This is a genomic window from Fusibacter fontis (genome assembly GCF_055378735.1).
Genome location: NZ_AP042445.1, coordinates 946472 through 965586, shown reverse-complemented (window position 1 = coordinate 965586; position 19115 = coordinate 946472). Strand labels below are relative to the sequence as shown.

15 protein-coding genes are annotated in these 19115 nt (G+C 37.3%); 12 read left to right on the top strand and 3 right to left on the bottom strand.

The annotated features are described in order from the left end of the window. Positions 1 to 9: 9 nt before the first annotated feature. The 10 genes from ACZ41W_RS04290 (at position 10) to ACZ41W_RS04245 (ending at position 10996) form a co-directional block, all read left to right on the top strand. Complete coding sequence (locus ACZ41W_RS04290) at positions 10 to 948, top strand: beta-ketoacyl-ACP synthase III (RefSeq protein ID WP_464313650.1); 939 nt, start codon at positions 10 to 12, stop codon at positions 946 to 948. A gap of 24 nt (positions 949 to 972) precedes the next feature. Further along, positions 973 to 1914 (top strand): DUF561 domain-containing protein, encoded by a 942-nt coding sequence (locus tag ACZ41W_RS04285; RefSeq protein ID WP_464314268.1) that lies wholly within the window; start codon positions 973 to 975, stop codon positions 1912 to 1914. Positions 1915 to 1925: 11 nt separating this feature from the next. After that, the gene (gene fabD, locus ACZ41W_RS04280) at positions 1926 to 2861 is read left to right on the top strand and encodes an ACP S-malonyltransferase (protein ID WP_464313649.1); all 936 of its coding nucleotides are present in this window, start codon (positions 1926 to 1928) and stop codon (positions 2859 to 2861) included. Beyond that, on the top strand, positions 2858 to 3598 hold the full coding sequence (fabG, locus tag ACZ41W_RS04275; protein WP_464313648.1) for a 3-oxoacyl-[acyl-carrier-protein] reductase: 741 nt from the start codon (positions 2858 to 2860) through the stop codon (positions 3596 to 3598). Before fabD ends, fabG begins: the two co-directional genes overlap by 4 nt. Continuing rightward, entirely contained in the window at positions 3595 to 4830 is a 1236-nt protein-coding gene (gene fabF / locus ACZ41W_RS04270) for a beta-ketoacyl-ACP synthase II (protein WP_464313647.1), read from the top strand. The genes fabG and fabF overlap by 4 nt, the downstream gene beginning before the upstream one ends. A gap of 3 nt (positions 4831 to 4833) precedes the next feature. Next, on the top strand, positions 4834 to 5262 hold the full coding sequence (gene fabZ / locus ACZ41W_RS04265) for a 3-hydroxyacyl-ACP dehydratase FabZ (RefSeq protein WP_464314267.1): 429 nt from the start codon (positions 4834 to 4836) through the stop codon (positions 5260 to 5262). Between the two features lie 46 nt (positions 5263 to 5308). Next, the gene (locus ACZ41W_RS04260; RefSeq protein WP_464313646.1) at positions 5309 to 5767 is read left to right on the top strand and encodes a MarR family winged helix-turn-helix transcriptional regulator; all 459 of its coding nucleotides are present in this window, start codon (positions 5309 to 5311) and stop codon (positions 5765 to 5767) included. A 68-nt stretch (positions 5768 to 5835) separates the two neighbouring features. After that, positions 5836 to 7116: a chloride channel protein gene (locus tag ACZ41W_RS04255; RefSeq protein ID WP_464313645.1), complete on the top strand. Its 1281-nt coding sequence runs from the start codon at positions 5836 to 5838 to the stop codon at positions 7114 to 7116. 156 nt (positions 7117 to 7272) lie between these two features. Next, entirely contained in the window at positions 7273 to 9537 is a 2265-nt protein-coding gene (locus tag ACZ41W_RS04250) for a sensor domain-containing diguanylate cyclase (protein ID WP_464313644.1), read from the top strand. A 73-nt stretch (positions 9538 to 9610) separates the two neighbouring features. After that, positions 9611 to 10996, top strand: coding sequence for a hypothetical protein (locus ACZ41W_RS04245; protein WP_464313643.1), 1386 nt, complete (start codon positions 9611 to 9613; stop codon positions 10994 to 10996). Between the two features lie 72 nt (positions 10997 to 11068). On the opposite strand, the gene ACZ41W_RS04240 is transcribed toward ACZ41W_RS04245, so the two are convergent. Beyond that, entirely contained in the window at positions 11069 to 12577 is a 1509-nt protein-coding gene (locus ACZ41W_RS04240) for a DUF1846 domain-containing protein (RefSeq protein WP_464313642.1), read from the bottom strand. A 275-nt stretch (positions 12578 to 12852) separates the two neighbouring features. Between ACZ41W_RS04240 and ACZ41W_RS04235 the strand changes: the two genes are divergently transcribed. Next, positions 12853 to 14160 carry a M28 family peptidase gene (locus ACZ41W_RS04235; RefSeq protein ID WP_464313641.1) on the top strand — a complete coding sequence of 436 codons (1308 nt, stop codon included), beginning with the start codon at positions 12853 to 12855 and terminating at the stop codon, positions 14158 to 14160. 231 nt (positions 14161 to 14391) lie between these two features. On the opposite strand, the gene ACZ41W_RS04230 is transcribed toward ACZ41W_RS04235, so the two are convergent. Further along, entirely contained in the window at positions 14392 to 16443 is a 2052-nt protein-coding gene (locus ACZ41W_RS04230; protein WP_464313640.1) for a methyl-accepting chemotaxis protein, read from the bottom strand. A 159-nt stretch (positions 16444 to 16602) separates the two neighbouring features. Here ACZ41W_RS04230 and ACZ41W_RS04225 point away from each other — a divergent pair, with 159 nt between their 5' ends. Then, a complete protein-coding gene (locus ACZ41W_RS04225; RefSeq protein ID WP_464313639.1) occupies positions 16603 to 17190 on the top strand; it encodes an NUDIX hydrolase in 588 nt (195 codons plus the stop codon). A gap of 117 nt (positions 17191 to 17307) precedes the next feature. On the opposite strand, the gene mgtE is transcribed toward ACZ41W_RS04225, so the two are convergent. Further along, on the bottom strand, positions 17308 to 18645 hold the full coding sequence (gene mgtE / locus ACZ41W_RS04220) for a magnesium transporter (protein WP_464313638.1): 1338 nt from the start codon (positions 18643 to 18645) through the stop codon (positions 17308 to 17310). Between the last annotated feature and the right edge of the window lie 470 nt (positions 18646 to 19115).

The window sequence follows — 19115 nt, the reverse complement described above, 5'->3', positions numbered from 1 at the left end:
TGTTTGCCAATGAAAGGAATACGAATTGTATCAACTGGTAGAGCTTTACCGATAAAAATACTCACAAATGACGATTTGAGCAAAATTGTCGATACCACAGATGAGTGGATTACCACACGTACAGGTATCAAAACGAGATTTATCAGTGAAGATGAAAAAAACTTTGAACTTGCAACTCAAGCAGCCAAAATCGCGATTGAAAAAGCGAAGATAAATGTCAATGAGATTGGCGTGATCGTAGTAGCAACAGTTACACCTGATGATATCACACCTGGATGTGCGTGCTTGGTTCAAAGAGAGCTCAACATGACAAATGACGTCATGGCGTTTGACATTAATGCAGGTTGTACAGGTTTCTTATATGGGTTAAAAGTATGTAAAGGATTGCTTGAAAATTCGGTTAAAAAATATGCCCTCTTAATTGGCAGTGAACAATTATCGAGAATTGTCGATTATACCGATCGAACCACTTGTGTCCTATTTGGTGACGGAGCAGGTGCAGCGATTATTGAATTATCAGAACTTGAAAATTATCACCAACGGGTTTGGTCAGAAGGAAATTCAGAAGCACTCGTATGTAAAGGTGCAGGAAATAACCACTCGTATCTATACATGGACGGATCAGCAGTTTTTAAATTTGCAGTCAGCGCCATTCAAGAAGGAATAGACCAAATCTTAATCGATGCAGATTTGACGATGAATGACATCGATTACGTCCTTTGTCATCAAGCCAATGAACGCATTATTGATTTTGTAAAAAAGAAGTATAAATCTTCTGATGATACATTTTATATGAACTTACAAAAATATGGCAATACGTCAGCAGCGAGTATTCCCATGGCAATGGATGAAATGATGGAAAAAGGGTTATTGGGTCGTGGAAAACGATTGATCTGTGTGGGATTTGGTGCAGGATTCACATGGAGTAGTGCACTTTTAACTTTTTAGTAAGGAGATGGAATTAACGTGAAAATAAAATTAAACGAACTTCTTGGTATCAAATATCCCATTATTCAAGGTGGAATGGCAAAAGTGGCAACTGGTGAATTCGCAGCAGCTGTATCAAATGCTGGCGGTCTTGGACTGATTGGTGCAGGCGGTATGAGTGTTGAAGAACTCGAAAAGAATATTCAAATCTGCAAGTCTCTAACCAATAAGCCATTTGGTGTTAACTTGATGCTCATGCATCCTCAAGTAGAAGAGATGGCTGAACTGATCACACGTGAGTCTGTGAAAATCGTCACAACAGGTGCAGGTAACCCACATCCGTATATCAATATGTGGAAATCCAATAATATGTTGATTATGCCAGTCGTATCAAGTGTTGCATTGGCAAAGCGAATGGAAAAACTTGGAGTTGATGCCATCATTGCAGAAGGCACTGAAAGTGGTGGACATGTCGGTGAAATGACGACGATGACTTTAGTACCACAAGTCATAGATGCAGTCAACATACCGGTTATTGCAGCCGGTGGGATAGCAGATGGCAGACAGTTGTTAGCAGCGCTATCTTTAGGTGCATCAGGTGTTCAAGTTGGAACATGTTTACTTGCATCTGTGGAATGTCCAATACACGACTCATACAAACAAGCCATATTAAAAGCAAAAGACAATGATACGACTGTAACTGGTCGCATTAGCGGAACGCCAGTCAGAGTTATTAAAAATCAAATGGCTCGTGAGTATGTTAAACGAGAAAAAGAAGGTGCTACGCGTGAAGAACTTGAGCACTATACACTCGGTTCACTTTATAAAGCAGTGGTAGAAGGTGACGATAAAAATGGTTCTTTGATGGCTGGACAAGTTGCAGGGCAAATTCAAACCATCCAAACCATTTCAGAAATACTGGAAACGATGACGCTTGAAATGAGACGTGAAATGGATTTGATGCTACTGAGATGGATGGAACTTTAGGAGGTATTTAGATGAAGTTAGCTTTTCTATATGCAGGCCAAGGCAGTCAACAAGTAGGAATGGGAAAAGATATCTACGATGCGTTTCAGACGTATCGTCAAGTGATTGACCGTGTGGATTTAGGAAGAGGGTATCGTGAGATTATGCACGATGGACCAGCAGAAAAACTTTTGGAAACTCAGTATACACAACCTTGTATGGCAGCTTTTGCAGCTGGCGTTACAGCCGTTTTAAAAGAACACGGCATTGTACCAGATATCACAGCGGGTCTTAGTCTAGGTGAATATAGTGCCCTCCATTGTGCAGGCGTTTACGACGAACAAACACTTGTAGATTTAGTCGCATTCAGAGGTGCAGAGATGGAAAAGGCTGCTAGGGGCATTGATTGCAAAATGACAGCTGTTCTCAACCTAGACCGAATGGAGCTTGAACGTGTTTGTGAGGAAGCAAAGCAATATGGAAACGTCGAAGTCGTGAATTATAATTGTCCCGGACAATATGTGATTGGCGGAGACCGTTTTGCGGTTGAAAAAGCCGAAGAGATGGCAAAAGATAAAGGTGCCAAGAGGTGTATACCACTTAACGTAAGCGGACCTTTTCATACGATTTATATGAAACCAGCAGCGAAGGCACTTGAACAAAAATTTCAAATCGTGCCGTTTAAACCGATGAAAATCCCTGTGATTTTCAATACAACAGCCAATTTGTTGCAACCACATGAAACCGTTCCTTCGATGTTGGTAAAACAAGTTCACAATAGTGTCTATTTTGAAGACTCTATACATCGATTACTTCAATCTGGTGTTAAAACAATTGTTGAAATCGGGCCGGGTAAAGCGCTCAGTAGTTTTGTCAAAAAAATTTCAAAAGATGTCACGATATATAACATTGAAACTGCTGAAGATTTGCGACAAATTATCAATCGTTCAGAGGAGATATTTATATGAGGTTAAAAAAAGTAGCAGTTGTTACAGGTGGGAGTAGAGGCATCGGTAAAGCGGTTTCATTAAAACTGGCGGCTGAAGGTAATCATGTTGTTATCAATTATTTTGGTAATGAAGAAGAGGCTGCGGAAACCGTTCGGGAGTGTCAAGCATACGGTGTGGAAGCACTTGCAGTAAAAGGTGATATAAGAAATTATGCGGACTGTGAAATGCTTTTTAATCGCGCCACTGAAATAACGGGTCAAGTTCACATCCTTGTGAACAATGCAGGGATTACCAAAGATAATCTGATTATGAAAATGAGTGAATCGGATTTTGACGACGTGATTGATACCAACTTAAAAGGGTCTTTCAATTGCATGAAAATTGCATCTAGAATGATGATGAAACAGAGATATGGCAGAATTATCAACATCAGTAGTGTCATAGGTCTTAGAGGAAATGCAGGTCAAGTCAATTATGCTGCAAGTAAAGCAGGGGTTATCGGTATGACAAAATCACTTGCAAAAGAACTGGCAACAAGAGGTGTTACTGTAAATGCCGTAGCACCTGGCATGATTCAGACGCAAATGACAAGTGTGCTTCCAGATGCTATCAAAGAAGCGATGCTTGAAGGGATTCCGTGTAAAAGAATGGGAACACCTGAAGATATTGCCCAAGCAGTTGCATTTTTTGCCCAAGAAGCATCTAGTTATGTAACGGGACAAGTTCTTTGTGTGGATGGAGGTATGGCAGTATGAGACGTGTTGTAATTACCGGTATGGGTGCAGTCACACCTATTGGAAATGATGTTCAATCTCTTTGGAGATCCATCAAATCTGGACGTTCTGGAATTGGACGCATCACGAAATATGATCTAACGGATCGACGTGTCACGCTTGCAGCAGAAGTCAAGGATTTAGAGGTTGAAGCGTTTATTGATAAAAGAGAAATTAAAAAGATGGATAAATTTACACAATATGCGATTATTGCCTCTCAAGAAGCGGTGAAAGACGCTGCGATTGATGTGGCTACAATAGACGTTCATCGTGCTGGTGTATTGATATCAAGCGGTATTGGTGGCTTGTCGACAATTGAAACAGAACATTTTAACGGTCATGAAAAGGGATATGATCGTATTATGCCTTTTTTTATTCCAATGTCCATTACCAATATGGCGGCTGGTAGAGTGGCCATTGAACACGGATTTAAAGGGATGTGTAGCTGCGTCGTAACAGCATGTGCAGGTGGAACCAGTGCGGTGGGGGATGCATTTAGATACATTCGCGACGGGTATGCTGAAGTGATGCTTGCAGGTGGAACAGACGCTTCGATCACGCCACTTGGCGTAGGTGGATTTACATCGATGAAGGCGCTTTGTCAAGAAACAGATCCTTCTCGTGCGTCAATTCCCTTTGATAAAGAGAGAAGCGGGTTTGTCATTGGAGAAGGTGCTGGAATTTTGTGCCTTGAAGAGTATGAACATGCGAAAAAACGCGGAGCATTAATCTACGGTGAAATCGTGGGGTATGGTGCGAATTGCGATGCAAATCATATCACTGCACCACTTGAAGATGGCAGTGGTGCAGCTAGATGTATGAGGCTTGCCGTAGAAGATGCAAAGATTACGCCTCAGTTTATTGATTATATCAATGCACACGGAACCTCAACTCCGCTTAATGACAAAATAGAAACAGCTGCAATTAAGCAAGCCTTTGGACTTCATAGTAAAAATTTAATGGTATCATCAACTAAATCGATGACAGGGCATCTATTGGGAGCAACAGGCGCAGTTGAAGCCATTATCACCGTTATGGCACTGAAAGACAGTTATGTACCTGCAACGATTAATTATCGAGTTCCAGATGAGGCATGTGATCTAGACATCGTCCCAAATCAAGGTAGAAAAGCAAATATTCAATATGCGATTTCAAATTCACTCGGATTTGGCGGACATAATGCGACCATTGTACTAAAAAAATTTGAGGAGTAAATGATGACGCTAAATTCAAATGAAATAGAAAAAATCCTCCCACATCGCTATCCATTTTTGCTGATTGACCGGGTAACAGATTTTGTGCCTGGTCAGTCGGCAACGGCGATTAAATGTGTCACAGCAAATGAACAACATTTTTGTGGTCATTTTCCGGGAAAACACATTATGCCAGGGGTTCTCATCATCGAGGCTCTCGCGCAGACAGGTGCGATTGCCATCCTGACAGAAGAAGCATACCGCGGCAAAATCGCCCTATTTGGTGGCATAAAAAATGCACGATTCAAGCGTCCTGTCGTTCCAGGTGATCAGTTAGAGCTTCACTGTGAAATCATTACGAGAAAGGGGCCAGTTGGCATCGGTAAGGCAACGGCAAGAGTAAATGGCGCAGTGGTTGTCAGTGCTGAACTTACATTTGCAATTGAAATGTAAAATTGATATACTGAATGATAATAATAGTTTGATTAGGAGGAATAATATGCTTGAAGCATCTTTTAGCAAAGTATATTCCAAATTTAAATTGCATTTTTATCAGAAAGTATTTGAAAGATGGCAGGATCGTGAAGCATCTCTTACAACGGTTGAAACTTTTTGTATGGAGATTATCTATGAACTGAACAAGCCGACCATTAATCAATTTGCAGCACTTGCAAATCTTTCATCTCCAAATGCAGCTTATAAGGTGAACAATCTCATCAAAAAAGGGTATGTCCGAAAAATTCAATCAGAAGAAGATAAAAGAGAATATCGGTTGGAAGTGACTGAAAAATATCTGAACTATTATAATATTAGTTACGATTATATGAATATCGTCATGAAACGCATGCGCGAACGATTTTCTGAACATGAACTTGAAGTGATGGAGAATATGCTCGTCGTCATGTATGATGAACTCATGCCAGAAATCCATATCAATTCAGAAAAAGCATCATCATAAAAATGAAGCAAACCATTGAACGCAACAAGTTCAATGGTTTTTTGCACAATATGAAGCGAGGCATATTTATGGAAGATCAACAAGATAGGGTTTGGCATGACAGTTTCTTTGTCGATATTATGTTAGCAATTGTAGTTGGCATATTGTCGGCAATTTCAGTGAGTCTTTTTGATGGAATTGTAGATGTTTGTGCTGGAGGATTAAAGCATATTTTGAGCGAGAATTATACGATGTATGCTCTTATGCCATTTGCTGGAACGGTACTCATGCTCATGTTGTACAAAGTCCATCTAAGTGATGATCATTCCGGACTAGGAATTCCTCAAGTCCTCATTGAAATCGATCAAACAAATGGATTTTCAATGAAACCCAAACGGGTTTTTGCTCGCGTTTTGGCTGCTATGATTACTTTGATTTTTGGGTTTTCAGCAGGCAGATTTGGACCTGTGGTACATTTGGGTTCTGCAGTGGGATCGAATCTATCGTATCGATTTCATTTAAGCCCAAAACGTATCCGGATGCTTGTCGGATGTGGCGCATCAGCTGCGATTGCATCTGTTTTTAATGCGCCTTTGTTTGGTGCATTATTTGTACTGGAAGTATTGTATCGTAAGCGATTTGATGCATTGCTTGCGCCCGTTATCATTGCCAGTATCGTGGGAAATCTAACCGGTCGATTCATTGGTGAATTTTATGAAAATAAATACTTATTTTTAAGTAGAACCTCTCAAGTTCCCAACTTCGATGGACCATTTATTATTAACCTGTGTATCATGGGGATTCTTTTCGGATTGATTGCAATAGCCTTTATTCGTTCTATAGAAATATCAGGTAAATACTTTGGAAAACTCAAAAGTCCTTATTCTAGATTAGTTATTGCAGGAGGATTTATTTCGTTCATTGCATGGATGTTTCCATTAAATTATGAAATTCATGAGGGGGTTACAGCCAACATCGTCAATGAAGGTTATTCACTGAAAGTTTTAGGGATTATTTTGCTTGCTAAACTGATAGCAACTGGTATTACACTGGGTTCCGGATATATTGGCGGGAATTTTTACCCTGGTGTGACGATTGGAGCGGCAAGTGGTGCACTGATTTCTCAGATTCTTGGGTATTCATCTGCACAATCTGGAGTGTATTCTATTTTAGGAATTGGTGCAGTCATTTCAGGGTATTTCAATGCACCATTATCGGGAATTGTCTTAACGCTTGAATTATCAGGTATGGTCGAACTTGTTTTACCAGCTGCACTCGTCTGTTCGATTTCTGTTATGATTGTACAGGGATTATTGGGACGCGATATTTTTCAAAAGCCTTATGAACGCTTAAAGAAGATGAACGCTTAATGATTGGGATATATATCACGAAGCAACTACTATGAGAAGTAGTTGCTTTTTTCATGTCCAAGTGGGTATAAAATTCAAAAGACTCTGTTTAGTTTTCATTGCGTCAGAATTAAGCCAAACCTTCAATCGTATTTACGGGAAAGTTAGGAGTTTAAAATGAGTAAATGGACTTTGTATTTTATCTTCATTATCATCATATCGTTTAGCCTATTTTACTTAATGACGAGTTTAGTGCTCGATCAATTTGAGAGTGTTTCTGCGCAAAAAGTGTTGCTTGTGGAGGAGTCTGTCAATATAAGTGTTGAGTTTTTAGAACAAATGCGCATTTATTCAAATCAATACTATGAGGGTTCCTTAAATGGAAATCGTGATTTATTAGATCAAATTGAATATAATGAAGCACTAGATATCTTTTCTATGGACAACATGGATGAATCCTTTAAGCGTTCTAATGGCAATATAACAGGAATTGGTAATTTGGCAGAAACTAAAATTCTTGAAGAGGATTTAATTCTTGCTCTGAGCATGAATCCATATATACATCAGTTTCACAGTGAAAATCCAGATATTACATGGATTTATTATATGAACAACGATGGTTTCATCAATCTTTTTCCATGGGCGCCATCTTCCTATTTCACTTATAATGAAGCATCAAAAGAAATGGATTTTTATCGATTGGCGACACCTGAGGTTAATCCAGACAAGTTGCTTAAATGGACACCTGTTTACCTCGATGGTGCAGGCAAAGGACTCATGGTGACACTGTCTTTGCCCGTTTATGAAGGTGAACGCTTTACAGGCGCTTTGTCGGTGGATATTACCAATGAACGGCTCAATGAACTCGTGAATAGTCACTATAAAAGTTATTTAGTAGACAATTATCTCGATATACTTGCAAGTTCGTTATATGATAATGAAAATGCATATGAAATAAATTCTATCCAAAAATTTTCTAAAGAAACATATGATCAATATCAGTCAAAGTCTTCAAAACAAGTGAATATGATTGGTTTCAATTATGTTTTTGGCTCGAAGATTGAGAACACACCGTGGATGTACTTTTCAACAATTTCCATATTGAGTGTGTATGGAATTTCAAGTGTTGTTTCATTACCAGTGATTGTCATTGGCATGCTTTTATTTGTATCGGTTCGACATAATGAAGCACGTAAAAAAATAGAAATTGAACTTAAAAATGAAAAGGAATTAATGAAAAATACTTTATTGGCTCTTAATAATGGCATTATTACAACAGATGTTCACGGTATTGTAACCTTGATGAACCATTATGCAGCTCGAATCACAGGTTATGATCCATCCTATGCCATAGGACGATCGTTTGATGTGATTTTTAATGCGCTTCAAACAGATATGACGTGTGATGAAGATCTGGCAAATCCAGTGGAGCAAGTGCTCTTAACAGGGGAGACGATGACTTCTCCTGAGCATATGGAAGTTCTATCAAGAACAGGGGAACTCTATTATATATCGGGGACAATTAGTCCGACTTTTAATGAAAAGCATGCCATATCTGGAGTGGTAGTTAGTTTTGTCGATATAACAAAAGAATATGAGCAAGAATCTGAAATTCAAACATTTCTGGATATTAACCTAGAAATGCTTTGTGTGACAAATTTCAAGGGTGATTTTATCAAGGTGAATAAAAAATTTGAAGATGTTTTAGGGTATTCTTCAGAAGAGTTGTATATGAAAAACTTACTGAAATTTATCCATAAAGAAGATGTCAAGAAGATCAAATTTTCATTTTTAATTTCAGATGAAGACGATTCTTTAAATATGTTTATTTGCCGATTTATACAGAAAAGTGGAGAGTATAGATATTTAGAATGGCATTCTCAGCTGAGTCATAATAAGTACTATTACTCATCTATCCGAGATGTTACAGAGCGATATATGTATGATGAAGAGCTGAAAAAAGTGGCTTATAAAGATAAATTGACAGGACTGTTTAATCGACACTACTTAGAGATTGTTATTGATAATGAGATGAGGCAAAGCGATGAGACGGAAGGTCATTTGACGATGATTCTAGCGGATATTGATTTCTTTAAACGCGTTAACGATCAATATGGCCATCCAGTTGGCGACGAAGTATTGATACAGTTATCGAGGATTATGAATGAAACAATACGGACGTCTGATGTTCTGATTCGATTTGGCGGAGAGGAATTTGTCGTTTTCATGCCAAATACCAATCTAGAGGGGGGCATAATTGCTGCTGAGAAAATCCGACAACTTGTAGAAAAATCACCATTTCCAATTGAAAGTGTTTTGACGATTAGTTGTGGGGTTGCACAGCGACATCCAATGGAAGGATTTAAATCGTGGTATGAGCGATTGGATAAAAATTTATATCGCGCGAAAGAATCTGGTCGCAATAAAGTGTGTGGTTCATAGCGCAAATTTTTAGGTGAAATATTCATGTATTCATGCTATACTGTAGGTCACTAATTCATATAGGATGATAGCGATGAAACCTAGAAAACAAAATAGATTGACCCTACGTCACATGATTTCTTTGACAGTCACTTTACTCGTAATACTGGCCATTATATTCGATGTCGATCCAGAAAATGGGCGTGTTAAAACAAGAATAGATGAAGCTGAAAAACTTCAAACGCCACTATCTGAGACACATATGATTCAAATTCCACTGTTTCAAACGGATAAATTAATGGGTGATTTATATGAGTATGCTCCGAAAGAAGTGATACGTGAAATAGATGAAATGGTTCAATCCATCAATGAAAGCATACGTTCGCGTGAAAAACAAAAAATATATGATCCGACTGACGAAGAACTCGAACTATGGAAACAGTTAACGAAGAAATTAGATGAAGAGACGTCATTTCAACTCTCAATCCCACTAGATGAGTCTACGACTTCCGGTGATGACAATGCTGATGATGTCGATTTAGGAGCAGTGGTACTTGAGACGATTCAACCTACTATTACGACGGAAGATTACAATGCGCTTTTAAAACTAAGACAACAATTTTTTGATACGGATGAAAGTACTCTAAATCAGACAAATGCTTATTATGAAATGAAAGCCATAGTTGAAAAATATACTCAATTTGATGCAACAGCCTTGCTTTTGAATTTAGTTGAAGAACAGGCTTTTAGCACTAAGGCATTTTACGAAGTTCAAGATGATTTAACAATAGAATATATGCAACCTAATAGTGTCGGCTTACCTCAAGCGTCAGAATCAGAATTAGATCAATATAGTGAGTATTGGAATCAAGTTCAAAGTATGATTCCATCGTCAATCCTTCGGAATTTTTCATATTACAAGGTTGCAACAGATGGTGAAGCGGAGACACTTGCGTATGTGATTTCTGTTGATGATCAAGGGGATAAATGGTGTCTCAATTTAGATCCTCAAGATATTCAAGAGGATGGTTCTTTTCCGTTTACGATTATCCATGAAATGGCGCATTATATTTCGTTGAATGATGAACAAATCCGTTATTTCACTGACGAGATTGAGTCGTTTTCATTGTCAAGATATGCAGATGATAGTTGTGTTGCCAATGAAAATTCCTACTTAAATCTGTATTATCAACGTTTTTGGCTGCCGTTACAAATCGATTGGAAATCGAATCCGGATAATGAGTTATTTTATTATCGCCATATGAATCAATTTATGACGAGTTATGCCGCGACGAATTGCACGGAGGATTTTGCAGAAACATTCGCAGCTTACGTTTTAATGGAAGATGCGCCAAATGAGGCTATTCAGGAAAAATTTGATTTTTTTGAGTCCATTCCTTCGATTTACTGGCTCAAACGCAACATTCATTACAATTTAAAAAGCCATGACATCAAAGTGGATATTGGTTTAATTTACTAAGACCTTAGCAAAAAAGACGTTAGTCCTATAAAGTGACTAACGTCTTTAAATTTGTAAAAGGCGAATATACGATTAATTTCCATAGAACAAGCTTGAAGAAGCAAACTGTGGCTCACTTGTAATCTCAATACCTAAATTTCTTAAAGAAGATTCGTTATTTGTGTGAAGGATGACAGTGGCATGAGCTTCACATCCTCTTAAGCTTTCAAGTGCATCTAGTGCGACTTGTGCGATTGGATTAAATGCAGCGCTGATTGAGAGTGCGATCAATACTTCTTTGATGTCAAGAAGCGCAGTTTTTTCACCAAGAGATTCTTTTTTTAGCGTCATAATTGGATTTAATACTGCTGGAGATAATAAATGAACATCATCTGAAATGCCAGCATATTTTTTGAGTGCATTAATGACACAAGCTGCAGCCGCATCCATTGCTTTTCCATTTTTTCCAACGACAATTTGACCATTGTTTAAAGCTAAAGCGACTACTGGAACGATTTCATCGCCCTCTTTATCTTTCAGAAGTTCAGCAGCATAACTACGTGCAGGTTCAACTACTTTTCTTTGTGTTGGCTTGAGTTCAAGTTCTTCCATGATCATTTTAGAACGATTGAATGTGTCAATATCACAAAGCCCTTTTTTATATTCGCATCCAGTTTTGAAATATCTTCTGATAATTTCTTGGCAAGAGGCTTCACGAATCACTTCATCATCTGTAATTCCAAATGCAATTCTGTTAACGCCCATGTCAGTAGGAGATTTATAAACAGATTCTTTACCGGTGATTTTTTCAAAGATGCGTTTTAATACAGGGAAGGTTTCTACATCGCGGTTATAGTTCACAGTGACTTGACCGTAAGCTTCAAGGTGGAAAGGGTCGACCATATTGACGTCTTTTAAATCGACAGTCGCGGCTTCGTAAGCTATGTTAAGTGGGTGTTTAAGAGGCATGTTCCATACTGGGAATGTTTCAAATTTAGAATATCCGGCTTTTCGACCAAGACGATTTTCGTGATAGAGTTGGTTAAGACAGGTTGCTAATTTACCGCTACCAGGTCCTGGCGCAGTGACAACTACGATTGGTTTAGTTGTTTCGATGTAAGGATTTTGTCCGTAGCCTTCATCGCTAACGATGGTGTCGACATCAGATGGATATCCTTTTGTTGCTCTATGGATTGAGACTTTAATGTTCTTGTGTTCGAGTTTGTTGATAAAAACATTTGCAGCAGGTTGGTTATCATATCTAGTGATGACAACGCTGTTGACTTCGAGTCCGTTACTTCTGAGGTCGTCAATTAACTTGAGAACATCTTGATCATATGAGATACCAAAGTCACCTCTCATCTTATTGCGCTCAATATCGCCGGCGTAAATGCAGACAATCACTTCTAGATTATCTTTCAATTTTTGTAAGAGTTTAATTTTTGCATTTTCGTCGAATCCTGGGAGACATCTTTTGGCATGCATGTCAAAGATGAGTTTCCCACCAAATTCCAGATAAAGTTTGTCATAATTGTTTACACGCTCAAGGATAAATTTTGATTGTTCCTCGAGATATTTTTCTGAATCAAATCCTTTTTTCATACTACCCTCCTCAATAATCATTTATATAATTTATCACGTGACTTTTAAAATGTCTATGTTTTTTTTTCTGTAATTTCGAAAGTTATATCAATTAATTAATATAATAAAGTAATTATTTCGGAATGCTTTAAAACGTTGAAAATGTGTAAAAAATGAGCGTATATTAACAGTTTGTAATGTATTAACGAAATATCAAATTTAAATTATCTGAAAATTGAGACAGGATGTTAAAAATGCGTATAATTAAGTTATTACATAGATTGGGGGAGTGAAGTATGAAAAAAAATTTAAGAAGCACAATTTTATTAATGGGGTTGATTATTGCACTAGTATTCACAACGAGTTGTTCAAAGCAAAATACGGATCAGGCAGATGAAGCAAAAGCATTTGTTGCAGATTTTTCATCAGAAGAAATGATGGCGTTTATTGAATCAGTAGCATCTGTAGATAATGCGCGTATCACAGGATTTGAAGGAGAGCATCAAACGGCTGATAAAATCCAAGAGACATTTGAAAGTCTAGGACTAGAAACATCGGTACAGTCTTTTCCAATTCAGTCTTATGCGTTAAATTCACATTCTGTACAGCTTGTAACAGATGGGGACCGCCTTTTAGAAAATGCAAATCCACTCAGTTACAGCATTGGAACTTCATCAGAGGGACTATTGGGTCAAGTGGTTTCCGTGGGTTTAGGTGCAGAAGAAAATTATAAAGATGTGGATGTAACTGGAAAGATTGTCCTCATTCAAAGAGGTGGCGAGTATTTTTATGTAAAAAACGACCGCGCATTCAGTCATGGAGCAGTGGGAGCCATTTTTTATGATCCAAATGGTGAAAGTATATCGGCGACATTGACGCATTTATCAGAAATACCCGCTGTGAGTATCACTAAAGAAGATGCTACTTGGATGGAACAAAAGTTACTAGAGAGTCAAGTCGTAGAAGTCAAAATAACCATTGATGCGAAGTGTGAAGATTCTGAATCTAAAAATGTTATCGGAATTTATCGTTCAAAAGACAACAAAGATGGGAAAAAAGTGATCGTAGGGGCACACTACGACGGTGTAAACACACCAGCAGCAAATGATAATGCATCTGGAACTGCAGTTGTACTTGAAATGGCGCGTGCGCTTGCTGAACAAAAAGTTGAATTGCCATTTGATGTACAGTTTATGACTTTTGGTGCTGAAGAAATTGGTCTAGTAGGTTCAGATTATTATGCAAGTCAAATGACGCGAGATGAGATCAAAAACACAATCTGCATGATAAACTTCGATATGGTTGGAGTAGGTGATGGCATTGACATTTCCACTGCAGGTGATCCAAGAGCACTCTCTTTAGTAAAACAAGGTCAAGATGTCTTTAAAGAAATCGGTTTTACAGCGACAACTTCTGAATCGGATAGAAGTGATCATGCGTCTTTCGCAACTGTTGGCGTAAAGGCGATTTATATTCAAGCAACGCCAGATCACAACTACCATACAGATGAAGATACAATCGATAAAATTGATCCTGAAATGTTAAAACATATGTGTGATTTTGGAACAAAAATGTTGATGGATGTTTTGGCAGTAGAAAATTAAGCGTCCATTTTATTCAATCAATTCAATGTGTTCAATTAGTTCAAAGAGTTCATTGAATAAAAGACAGAAGTAAGGTACAGACTATCATAAAAAAGGTACAAGCAGCTTTATTAAGCGACTTGTACCTTTTTATATTAGTTTAAAATGACGCGATTACCACTGTTAATGAGAATTGATCCAATATGAATAAATCCAATATGAATAAATCTAGGATTGCTCAATTAACTCACTCTAAATTTTATAGCTGTTGACCAAATCAACTAAGTGATTGATTAACTCTTTGATATCGTTCATAGAATCACTTACGCGTAATACAGATTCACCTTGACTAATTGTAGTTGCACTGATTTCTTCTGTTGATGCTGCAGATTCTTCTGCAACAGATGAAATGCTTTCAATTGAGTGTAGTACTTTATCACGCATTGCAGAAACTTCATCAATTTCGTGATTGAGTTCTTTTGTTTTATCGGTGACACGTACAATGGATTGATCAATTGTTTCGAAAACATTTTTAGTAGAGACAAGTGTCACGCCAGCTTTATCAACGGATGATTTTGCAACTTGAACTTGGTTATTGGCATCATCTACGACAGTTTTAATCTCTGCGATTATTGAGTAGATTGATTTAGCTGAGTTTGAAGATTGTTCCGCTAGTTTTCGGACTTCATCAGCAACAACTGCAAAACCTCTTCCATGTTCGCCTGCGCGAGCAGCTTCGATGGAAGCGTTAAGTGCAAGTAGGTTAGTCTGTTCAGAGATACTGTTGATGGTATCAATAATCGTTCCAATGAACTCAGACTTATCTTTTAGCAAGAAAATCAATTCAACGAGTTGCTCTGTAGCTTGATTGCTTTCATCAAAACGTTCTTTTAATTCATTAAGCGAGGAATGACCTTTACTACTATTTTGGGACATTGTATGAACATCCTTGGTCATGGCATCGACTTGAGTCACCATTCCGTTGACACTATCAGAAAGTAAATTTGTGATTTCAAGTGTATTAGAACTTTCTTCAGCTTGCGTCGTTGCACCTACAGCGACTTCTTCAATAGATTTATTGATTTCTTGTGCAGAATGACTTACCAAAGTAACGGATTCCATAATGGTATTCGATGAATTTTCAAGTTCTTGAGTGCTTTCTTTGATTTTATGAGTTAAAATTTTTAAATCGTGAATCATTTGATTAAAACCAGTAGCAAGTGTCCCAATTTCGTCTTTTGATTTTGCTTGAATTTCAACGGTTAAATCACCAGCTGATACAATTTCTGTAGCGTGTGCGAGTTCTTTAAGTTGTCCAAAAATTCGTTTTGTAATCCAGACAATAATGAAAACGCTGACAAGTGTAATCAGTGCAAATATCCCGATACTTCTCATAGTATCATTTGTAATAAGAGTTTTAATGCTGTTGAGCGAGTTTTCTGTAATTTCAGTTGATTCAAGGTATGGAAGTGTATCAATTTGCATTGCTAAAACATATAAACTTTTATCGTCTTGTTTAATTGGAAAGAAAACCAATGCTTCTTTATCAACGCGTTTAATCATAGGTGCAGTGACTTTTAAGGCAGCAGATACTTCAACATCCGTTGAAACTTTTCCAACTGTATATTTTGATGTGACACCTTCGTCAAGAATTTCCATTAAAACGGTGCCTTTTGCATCAAATAAATAGAGCGATTTAAAGCCTTTAGTTGATTTGACAGACTTCGATACGACTGAGCTTAATTCACTTGCATTTAATGAAGACTCGACAATTCCTTTTCCATCATATCTTGGAAGTGTCGCAAACTTGAAAATATCTGTTGTACCGGCGCCAATGATGAGGTTCGAAGTTAAAACTTCTGCTTCGCCAGTCATGAGCATTTTATAACCACTCCAAATATCAAATAAATTAAAATCTAATGATCCCGCATCGGTGGATAAGACAAATTTACCATCAGCATCTGTCAGGTAGAGATGATCCATCCCGAGTTGTGTATTTAATTTTTCTAAATCAGTAAGCGCCAAAGTAGCCGTTTTATCTTGTTCTTTTAATACTAATGCTGCGTTAATAAGATTTTTATTCATCTCATTTTCAAGAGCGAGGATATAATCCGCAACATTTGATGATTGTTGTATCAGTGTTTGCTCAATTTCATCTTGAGAAATTTGCGTAAGTCCTTTGACAGTTTCTTTTGTCAAATCAGAAACGGATTGAACTTGTAGATACGAGAAACCTGCTACAATAAGTAAGAAAATAATGAAAATAGACAAAAATACTGAAACAACTTTCAGACGTATTGACATGAGACACCTCCAAATACTTTTACATAGAATCTATCAGTAGATTCATACCCCAAAAATAGCATTTAAAATACTACGTTTAATTTATTTATGAATAAGATTATGCTATGATGTAACTATATAGTGCGAAATTCATTTTATAAAATAATCGAGGTCAAGTCAATGGAATTGTGGGATATATACAATAAAGACCGTCAGTTAACAGGTAAAACAAAAATAAGAGGTTCAGAATTCAACGTTGGCGAGTATCATCTTGTAGTCCACGTTGCTATTTTTAATAAAAATCAACAAATGCTCATTCAGCATAGACAACCCTTTAAGTCAGGTTGGTCGAATATGTGGGATATTTCAGTTGGAGGAAGTGCTGTTTCTGGAGATGATAGTGCAACCGCTGCAGAAAGAGAAGTGTTTGAAGAATTAGGACTGAAAATAGATTTAAATGGGTCTCGACCCGTTATGACAGTTCATTTTTCTTTTGGATTTGATGATATTTATATTGTAAATCAAGAGGTGGATTTAGAGACCTTATCACTTCAATACGAAGAAGTTCAAGCTGTAAAGTGGGCGACTTTAGACGAGATTATGGAAATGATTGATGCAGAAACCTTTATTCCATACCATAAAAGCTTTATTCAGATGTTATTTGATATGCAAAGTTGCAATGGAGTTCATGGGAGTGTCTTAAGAATCAATGAAACAACTAAAAATGAAATAGAGAAAAACGTCACGAAAGGCGGCGTTATGGTTTAAAAAAATTAAGACCAAGAATCGATGTTATACAGCGACTCTTGGTCTTTTTAACTTTTAAATAGTATTGTTTCGACTGATTTTGTTAGAATGAATCATCCTTTAACATATAAAAGGTGGCTATATAAGATGAGGTAAAACGATACTTGCAAGGCCTAAGAAAATGAAAAAACCACAAGTGTCAGTTGTTGCTGTTAAAAATATCGATGACGAAATCGCTGGATCAAATTTCAGCTTTTTCATGATCAGTGGAATCATAAAACCTAGAAGTCCTGCAATCATCATATTACAAATCATGGCAATCAAGATAATCATGCTTAAATAGAGATTGGTGTACCTCAAATAGATGATTCCTGCTGTGATTAATCCAACAGACAATCCGTTGATAAATCCAATGGAAACTTCTTTAAAGACCGTTTTCCAGTCGTCGCGTATGTTGATTTCACCTAAAGCGATACTGCGAATGGTGATGGATAGCGTTTGTGATCCTGCATTTCCGCCTAATCCAGCTACTATTGGCATTGCTGCTGCAAGTGCGACGACTTGTGATATGACATTCTCAAATAAGCCAACCGTAAAAGAAGCTAAAAATGCCGTACATAAATTGACAAATAGCCATGGTAATCGACGCTTGATAGAGTCTGAAACTTTGCTACCTACACGTTCATCTTTATTAACCCCGGACATACGAAGCATATCTTCTGTATGTTCCTCGACGATGACGTCGATGATATCATCGACTGTGACGATTCCGATGATTGTCTGCTTGGAATTCACAACGGGGATTGCTTTTAAGTCGTATTTTGAAACGATGAGAGAAACCTCTTCTTGGTCAGTATCTGGATGAACGTAAATGACATTTTCATTCATAAGTTCATAAAGATATGTCTCTTCGTTTGCAGTTAAAATATCTCGTAAGTCAACAACTCCAACGAGTTCATTAAAATTATTTAAGACAAATATAGTCTCGATGACTTCTGTTTTAGGACCGATCACTCGAATTTTATTTAAGGCTGCTTGAACGGTGAGCTCAGATTTTAATGCGATATACTGTGTGGTCATGATACCACCAGCAGTATCTTCTCCGTAGTTTAATAGCGTTTGAATTTCATGAGAATCACCTGATTTCATTCTCTTCAATAAATCTTTTCGCTTATCAAAACTTAAAACGCCGATAATATCTGCGATATCATCCGTCGACATGAAAGAAAAAATCTCGATAACTTTTGAAACTTCTAACAGATCGAGTATTCTTTTTTGTAATGTTGCACTTGCTTCTTCTGTAATTAATGCAATTTGTTCATTAGAAAGCAATGCGAGAAAATCCAATAGTTCTTCGTCTTCAAAGTCTTCAATGGCAGTAGCAATATCCACTGAATAATGATCTTCAAAAATTGCAGCCATATAATGTGCGTGCTTTTTTAGGATTGAATCCTTTAATAGTTCTTTGAGTTCCATGTATTATACCTCCTATGATTATTTCCGGTATAACAGTGAAACTTTGAAAATGCGTTATTTTAACGAATAAATGGTCGCTGTATGGGTTGCATTTGTGAATGCAATTGTCATAAAATGCGCATACAGAACAGTATTTTTCAATATGAAATTTCGCCCCAAAGGATCATCTGTTATACACTGACTACTGTGCGTATCCAATTACATTCACCTCGCTTTTTTTCAGGTAGTTTAAATCCTTTGTCATTATAAACCTATTTTAACTATTTGAAAATAGGCAAATGTAGGATTGTTACAGATGACGATAAAATTGCGAGGTGGGTTTTTAGCCGAATTGATGCTGCAAATAATGGGTGGGACAAAAAGTGTTACTTTTTAGCCATGATTTGAAATTATGCGTGATTGAATAGATTTGAGATGTTATAATAGGATGGGTATGTAAAGAGCATATACCAGAGCAGATTGCTTAATAT

Coding starts and splice junctions, on each gene's coding strand:
- ACZ41W_RS04255 (WP_464313645.1), top strand. CDS start 5,836: ATGGAAGATCAACAAGATAGGGTTTGGCATGACAGTTTCTTTGTCGAT.
- fabD (WP_464313649.1), top strand. CDS start 1,926: ATGAAGTTAGCTTTTCTATATGCAGGCCAAGGCAGTCAACAAGTAGGA.
- ACZ41W_RS04250 (WP_464313644.1), top strand. CDS start 7,273: ATGAGTAAATGGACTTTGTATTTTATCTTCATTATCATCATATCGTTT.
- mgtE (WP_464313638.1), bottom strand. CDS start 18,645: ATGGAACTCAAAGAACTATTAAAGGATTCAATCCTAAAAAAGCACGCA.
- ACZ41W_RS04235 (WP_464313641.1), top strand. CDS start 12,853: ATGAAAAAAAATTTAAGAAGCACAATTTTATTAATGGGGTTGATTATT.
- ACZ41W_RS04290 (WP_464313650.1), top strand. CDS start 10: ATGAAAGGAATACGAATTGTATCAACTGGTAGAGCTTTACCGATAAAA.
- fabF (WP_464313647.1), top strand. CDS start 3,595: ATGAGACGTGTTGTAATTACCGGTATGGGTGCAGTCACACCTATTGGA.
- ACZ41W_RS04225 (WP_464313639.1), top strand. CDS start 16,603: ATGGAATTGTGGGATATATACAATAAAGACCGTCAGTTAACAGGTAAA.
- ACZ41W_RS04230 (WP_464313640.1), bottom strand. CDS start 16,443: ATGTCAATACGTCTGAAAGTTGTTTCAGTATTTTTGTCTATTTTCATT.
- fabZ (WP_464314267.1), top strand. CDS start 4,834: ATGACGCTAAATTCAAATGAAATAGAAAAAATCCTCCCACATCGCTAT.
- fabG (WP_464313648.1), top strand. CDS start 2,858: ATGAGGTTAAAAAAAGTAGCAGTTGTTACAGGTGGGAGTAGAGGCATC.
- ACZ41W_RS04260 (WP_464313646.1), top strand. CDS start 5,309: ATGCTTGAAGCATCTTTTAGCAAAGTATATTCCAAATTTAAATTGCAT.
- ACZ41W_RS04240 (WP_464313642.1), bottom strand. CDS start 12,577: ATGAAAAAAGGATTTGATTCAGAAAAATATCTCGAGGAACAATCAAAA.
- ACZ41W_RS04245 (WP_464313643.1), top strand. CDS start 9,611: ATGAAACCTAGAAAACAAAATAGATTGACCCTACGTCACATGATTTCT.